We start from the raw sequence: 6372 nt of genomic DNA, 5'->3' as shown, positions 1-6372 counted from the left end.
GCAGCCGCCGTGCCCAGCGCCGCGCCCGCGGGCGCCCCGACGAGCAGCGAGCGCGCCGCCGCCGTCCGGTCGCCCAGGCCCAGCCAGGAGTACGCGCGGTGGGAGAGCGCCTGGTTCCACACCCAGCCGCTCAACGCGCCCGCCAGCAGCGGGGCCAGGCCCACCCCCTTCAGGAGCGGCGCCCCCAGCACGTACGCCAGCCCAGGGAGGGCGAAGACCAGCCCGCGCAGCAGACAGCCGAGCAGGCCGACGTGCCAGGGGTCGAGCGGGGGTCCGGGCGGCTCGGGGTAGCGGCGCGGGACCTTGGCGTACAGCTCCTCGGCCAGCGTGAAGGAGTCCTCGCGGCCGTATCCGAGCTTGATCTGGTCGTCCGTCATGCCGTCGGACTCGAGGATCGCGGCGATCTCGTCGGGGTGGACGGCCGCCGCTATCAACTCCTCGAGCCGGTCGGCGAGTTCGTCCAGCGGATCCGCGGCCAGGCCGGCGCCGCCGCGCTGTCTGGGCAGCGTCGGGAGGGTGTCGACCCGTCCCTCGGCCGCGCCGGAGCGGCCCCCGGCCTCGGGCCCCTGCCAGAGCGGCCCGCTCATGTCAGCGCCTCTTGGGCCGTCCGGTCCTGACGCCATGGATCGGGGAGGCCGACGGGGGCGAAGCCGGTGTCCGCCTGCTCGGGGAAGCCCGCCAGCTCCAGGTAGATGCGGCGGAACCCGTCCACCGAGCGGCGCAGCGTGAACCGGTCGACGACCCGCTGCCGCGCCCGCGCGCCCAGCTCCGCCCGCCGCTCGTCGTCGCGCAGCAGTCCGAGCGTCGCCTCCGCCATCACCGCGGGCTCCCTCGGCGGCACCACCAGTCCGGTGTCGCCGACGGCCTCGCGCACCCCGCCGACGTCCGTGGAGACGGTGGCGCGTCCGCAGGACATCGCCTCGATCAGGGAGAAGGGGAATCCCTCGCTGATACTGGAGAGCAGGACCACGCTCCCGCCGGCGTAGGCGCGGGCCACGTCGCTGACCCGGCCCTCCCAGCTGACGCCGTCCACGACGCCCAGTTCGGCGGCGAGCTTCTCCAGCCGGGTGAGGTACGCCTCGCCGCCCGCGGGGACGCCGCCGAACAGCCGCAGCCGCACCTCGGGGAGTTCGGCGCGGACCAGGGCGTAGGCCCGGATCAGCGTCTCCAGGTCCTTGATGGGGTCGATCCGTCCCGCCCAGGAGATCGTCGGCACGTCCGGCTCGGGTCCGGCCTGCGGGAAGGCGTACGGGTCGACGCCGTTGTAGACGGTGCGGATGCGGTCCGCGGGCGCGCCGCCCCGCTCCTCCCACCGCCGGTTGTACTGGTTGCACGGCGTGATGAGGTCCGCCCGCTGGTACCCGAGGGTGTTGAGCTCCCGGTAGAAGCTCAGCATCAGCGACTTGACGGGGGCGCGCTGGGCCTCGGCGCGGTAGCCGAGGTAGCGCTCGCGCAGATAGATGCCGTGCTCGGTGAGGAGGAACGGCGTCCCGTCGAAGCGCTGCGCGGCGAGGGCCGGCAGGGTGGCGAGCCCGGCGCTGACGGCGTGTGCGATCGAGTCGTCGGGTATCCGCGCCGCGAGCGGGCGCAGCGCGTGCTCCAGCAGGTCGGTTGCTGTCAGCGCGTCGTGGACGGTGGGCCGGGACTGGGATATCTCCAGATGCGGCATGGTCCAGATCCACATCAGGGAGCGCAGCACGGACTCCGAGCGCAGCGCCGCCGACAGCCGGCCGGCGCGTGCGAACTCGGCCAGCTGGAACAGCCCGTCGCCGAAGTCGCAGCCCGCCGACGGGTCGAGCACCGACAGCAGGAAGCGTTCGTACAGGTCGGTGAAGCGGCGCCGCTCCCGCCCGAGGAGCGGGCGCCGCCTGCCCGGCACCGGCCCCCAGAGCGGGAAGGCCGTGTGCCGGTAGACGTTGGGCGGCAGCTGCCAGGTGACCGGCTCGCGCCCGCTGCCGGTGAGGGCGACGACCTGGAAGTCGACCTCGGGCATTCCGCGGACGAGCTGGTCGCACCAGGTGGACACGCCCCCGTGGACGTGTGGATAGGTGCCTTCGGTGAGCATGGTGACATGGCGGCCGCAGCTCAGCATGGTTCCCCCCAGTACAGCGGTCGTACGGCTCTCAGACGGCGGGCAGCTTGAGCGTGATCGCCGACTGGAGCGCCTCGGGCGCGGTCCACGCGGAGCGGGCCCCCGCGTACGCCGTGCCGAAGGCGCCGGTGGTCAGCGGCAGCTGCTTGCGGGTTCCCTCGGGCGCGGTGATCGGCGCGCTCACTCCGGAGGGCGCCTTGACGGTGACGGTGTCGCCGATGCGGTACGCGGTGACCTTTCCGTCCGCCAGGGCCTTGTCCCACACGGCGCGGCGCTGGAGCTCGAGGCCGACGTCGCGCTGGCGCGGGTTGACGAGCGGGGCGCTGTCGGCGAACAGGGCGCGGTAGTCGGCCAGCACCTTGTCGAGGACCGGGTAGAGGAGGCGCTCCTCGGCGAGGTTGGACTGGTGGACGTAGTGCGGACGCGGGTCGTTGGCCAGGACGTGGCTGAGCGCGGTGCGCGCCTCCTGCGGCACGATGTAGTCGCCGTAGCCGGTGGCGGTGTCGAGCGGCTCGGCGAGGCAGGTGGAGGCGGGGTTGGTCTCGCAGACTCCGCTGCCCCCGTCGTCCTGCGCCGTGTAGATCCAGTTGTACTCGTCGGCCATCTCGGCGGCCGTGCCGACGTTGTAGTACACGTTCATCGGGTGGCGGGGCACGGTCTTGGCCGCGCCGACGGCACGCTGCTGCGGCTCGCGGGAGTTGTCGCTGGCGATCCACTTGACCCCGTTGTCGGCCAGCGCGCCCGCGAGGTTCGGGTTGTCGTCCGGCTGCTGCGGCAGGGTCCGCAGCCCGGAGTGCTCGCCGGTCACGAGCTCGGCGCGGTCGACCGAGATGCCCTTGCGCACCGCCCAGTCGTGGTTGTCGCGGATCTGCGCGGAGATCTGGGCGCGGCTCATCCACAGGGTCTTGCCCGCCGCGTCCTTGGCACACCGCCAGGGGACGACGGAGGTGTCCTGGACGCAGCCGAGGAAGGGGTGGGTGTAGGTGTGGTTGACCCAGCGGTACTGGGCGCGGTCGGCCACCAGCCGGGCGGCGAGCGGGTCCGCGCCGCCGTGCTCGGCCTTCCACTCCTCGCCGGCGCCGGCGTTGTGGACCAGGTCGAGGGTGAAGCCCGCGGAGCGCTGCCACGCCGCCGCGTACGCCGCGTCGTCGGCGGACATCCGGATGGGGTCGGTCTCCTCTCCGCCGCCGGTGCAGTCGAGGTCGCCGGGGGTGCAGTTGCGCTCGGTGTCCCAGCGGGCGTCGGGCGCGAAGACGTCGTCGACGTGGACGGAGAAGTAGCTGCGGCTCTGGCCGAGGTGGACGCCCTGGGTGAGCCATTCGACGATGCCCCGGGCCAGCGCCCGGAACTGCCGCTGGTACTGGTTGTACGCGAAGGTCACGACCAGCTCGCGGCGGCCGTCGTGGGCGTACTCGCCGACCAGGCTGCCGCGGGCGCCGTCGTCGTCGACGGGCGTGTCGAGGTAGCTGGTGAATCCTTCCCTCGGCTTGCCGGCGTAGCCGTAGCTCTCGCCGATCAGGGGCGAGTTGTCCTCGAAGGCGACGGGGCCGTCGAGGTAGCCGAAGGGGCCGGTGCGGCCGGCCGCGGTGACCGCGCTCCGGGCGCCGTCGAGCGTTCCCGCGTAGCCGCCGTTGTCGACGTACTCGAGGCCGACGCCGGGGTGGGACCAGGTGTACGCGTCGACCTGGCGGATGCCGAAGGCCGTCTCGTACGCGAAGAGGGCGGCGTTCTCGGCGGCCCCCGCCGTCGTGCCGGAGCCGAACGGGTCCTCGTCGGGGACGACGACGCCCTGGTACTTGGCGCGCGGGCGGCCGCCGACGGTGTCGGACAGGAACGCGGCGTCGACGACCGGGCGGTTCGGGTCGTCGAGGTCCACCGTGCGGTAGGGCACCCCGGTGTCCTTGAGCTCGGAGACGATCGCGGCGACCGCGCCGCCGCCGTCGTCGACGACGAGCACGGTCAGATCGATGCGCGGCGCGGGCGCGGCGGGCGCCGCAGCGGCGGACGACGGGACGGCGGTGGCCAGCAGTCCGGCGGCGAGCAGGGTCGCGGCGGCTCTGGCCGCCCTCGTCGCCGGCCGCCTCAGCCCCCCGCCGAGCCCGGACGTCTGTCCAGATCTTCCCCCTGCGAACGGTCCGGCTGCTCGTCCGGCCGTCTGCCCGTCTTGATGGAACCCCATGGTTCTCCCCCCTCGCGCAGGCCCTCAGAGCACGTCAAACGTGCGAAGGACCTGTGGAGATGATGCAAAGGAGGCCCGTGCCCCCTTGCCTGAATGAGGCGAGTGTGACCGAGGTCTCGTCGCCCATGAGCCAAACGTGAAAGAGACGCCACGGATGAGTGAACTGCCGCCGCCGTGAGCGAAACATGTGACCGCGCGTAGGCTCTTGCTCGGCGTGGGATGCCGATCCATCCCCTACTACGGCCCTTACGGCCCTGCGACTCAACGGAAGCGAGATTTCACCACCGTGACTGCTCTCACTCTCAGCACTGCCGGCGCGGCGACGCTGCGCGCCGACGCTCTCGTGGTCGGCGTCGCGAAGGGGGCCAAGGGCCCGATCGCCGCACCCGGCGCCGAGGCCGTGGACAAGGCGTTCGGCGGCAAGCTCGCCTCCGTCCTGGAGACCCTCGGCGCCAGCGGCTCCGAGGGCGAGGTGACCAAGCTCCCCGCGCCGTCCGGCCTCAAGGCCCCGCTGGTCGTCGCGGTCGGCCTCGGCCAGGCCCCGGACAAGGACGAGGCCTACGCCGCCGAGTCCCTGCGCCGCGCGGCGGGCGCCGCCGCCCGTGCGCTGACCGGCGTCAAGAAGGCCGCGTTCGCCCTGCCGATCGAGGCGGCCGAGGACGCGGAGGCCGTCGCCGAGGGCGCGCTGCTGGGCGCGTACGCCTTCACCGCCTACCAGGGCGGCGAGAACGCCAAGGGCGCCAAGAACGGCAAGCAGCCGCTGGCCGAGGTGGCCCTGCTCGGCGCGAAGCCGCGCGACAAGGCGTACAAGGCCGCGGCCGAGCGCGCCATCGCGCTGGTCGAGGAGATCAACCGGGCCCGCGACCTGGTCAACACCCCGCCGAACGACCTGTTCCCCGAGTCCTTCGCCGCCGTGGCCGCCGCCGCGGGCAAGGAGCACGGCCTCAAGGTGCAGGTGCTCGACGAGAAGGCCCTGGACAAGGGCGGCTACGGCGGCATCCTCGGCGTCGGCCAGGGCTCGGAGCACGGCCCGCGCCTGGTCCGGATCGCCTACACGCACCCCAAGGCGGCCAAGACCCTCGCCTTCGTCGGCAAGGGCATCACCTACGACTCGGGCGGCATCTCCCTCAAGCCGGCCGGCCACAACGAGACGATGAAGTGCGACATGAGCGGCGCCGCCGCGGTCTTCGCCGCCGTCGTCGCGGTCGCGCGGCTGGGCCTCGCGGTCAACGTCACCGGCTGGCTGGCGCTCGCCGAGAACATGCCGTCGGGCACGGCCACCCGCCCCGGCGACGTGCTGCGCATGTACAGCGGCAAGACCGTCGAGGTGCTCAACACCGACGCCGAGGGCCGTCTGGTGCTGGCCGACGCGATCACCAAGGCCTCCGAGGAGAGCCCGGACGCGATCGTCGACGTGGCGACCCTGACCGGCGCGATGGTGATGGCGCTGGGCAGCCGCACCTTCGGGATCATGGCCAACGACGACGCCTTCCGCGCCTCCGTGCACGAGATCGCCGAGGAGGTCGGCGAGGCGTCCTGGCCGATGCCCCTCCCCTCCGACCTCCGCAAGGGCATGGACTCCCCCACCGCCGACATCGCGAACATGGGCGAGCGGATGGGCGGCGGCCTGGTGGCCGGCCTGTTCCTGAAGGAGTTCGTCGGCGAGGGCATCACCTGGGCGCACCTGGACATCGCGGGCCCCGCCTTCCACGAGGGGGCGCCCTACGGCTACACGCCCAAGGGCGGCACCGGCTCCGGCGTCCGCACCCTGGTCAAGCTCGCCGAGCGCACGGCGGCGGGCGACCTGGGCTGAGCGGCGGGGCGCCGCTTCGCGCGGCGCGCCTGCTGCGGCCGAGCCCCGCGAGAGGTCGATCGGCCAGTCGCGATCGGCCGGCGCGATCAGCCGGCGCGATGAGTCAGCACGATGAGTCGGTCGCGATCAGGCAGTCGCGGCCAGCCGGTCCGATGAGTCCGATGAGTCAGTCGCGATCAGCCAGTCTCGCGATCAGCGCCTGAGCAGCGGCGCGGCGGCTGACCGGCGTAGCAGACGAGCGCCCCGGGTCGCCGGGCGGGAGCACGATGGGGCTGACGAACGGCCGGT

The 6372-nt window shown here is 73.2% G+C and carries 3 protein-coding genes and 1 pseudogene; 1 reads left to right on the top strand and 3 read right to left on the bottom strand.

What is annotated here, in order from left to right:
• The 3 genes and pseudogenes from AB0M39_RS41120 to AB0M39_RS41110 all read right to left on the bottom strand — a co-directional run.
• Positions 1 to 587 (bottom strand): annotated as a pseudogene (locus tag AB0M39_RS41120) (hypothetical protein); the annotation flags it as partial.
• Positions 584 to 2092: a GT4 family glycosyltransferase PelF gene (gene pelF / locus AB0M39_RS41115; protein ID WP_365374068.1), complete on the bottom strand. Its 1509-nt coding sequence runs from the start codon at positions 2090 to 2092 to the stop codon at positions 584 to 586. The gene pelF and the pseudogene AB0M39_RS41120, both read right to left, overlap by 4 nt.
• 31 nt (positions 2093 to 2123) lie before the next feature.
• Positions 2124 to 4271 carry a hypothetical protein gene (locus AB0M39_RS41110; protein WP_365374065.1) on the bottom strand — a complete coding sequence of 716 codons (2148 nt, stop codon included), beginning with the start codon at positions 4269 to 4271 and terminating at the stop codon, positions 2124 to 2126.
• Between the two features lie 286 nt (positions 4272 to 4557).
• Here AB0M39_RS41110 and AB0M39_RS41105 point away from each other — a divergent pair, with 286 nt between their 5' ends.
• A complete protein-coding gene (locus AB0M39_RS41105) occupies positions 4558 to 6084 on the top strand; it encodes a leucyl aminopeptidase (RefSeq protein ID WP_365374063.1) in 1527 nt (508 codons plus the stop codon).
• Positions 6085 to 6372: the final 288 nt, after the last annotated feature.

Source organism: Streptomyces sp. NPDC051907, assembly GCF_040681075.1.
Classification (GTDB): domain Bacteria; phylum Actinomycetota; class Actinomycetes; order Streptomycetales; family Streptomycetaceae; genus Streptomyces.
The sequence above is the reverse complement of the archived record's forward strand: the minus strand, read 5'-3'. Positions and strand labels throughout refer to the sequence as shown.

Bases quoted from the DNA above. Each gene is read 5' to 3' on its own strand.
- pelF (WP_365374068.1), bottom strand. From the start codon at position 2,092: ATGCTGAGCTGCGGCCGCCATGTCACCATGCTCACCGAAGGCACCTAT.
- AB0M39_RS41110 (WP_365374065.1), bottom strand. From the start codon at position 4,271: ATGGGGTTCCATCAAGACGGGCAGACGGCCGGACGAGCAGCCGGACCG.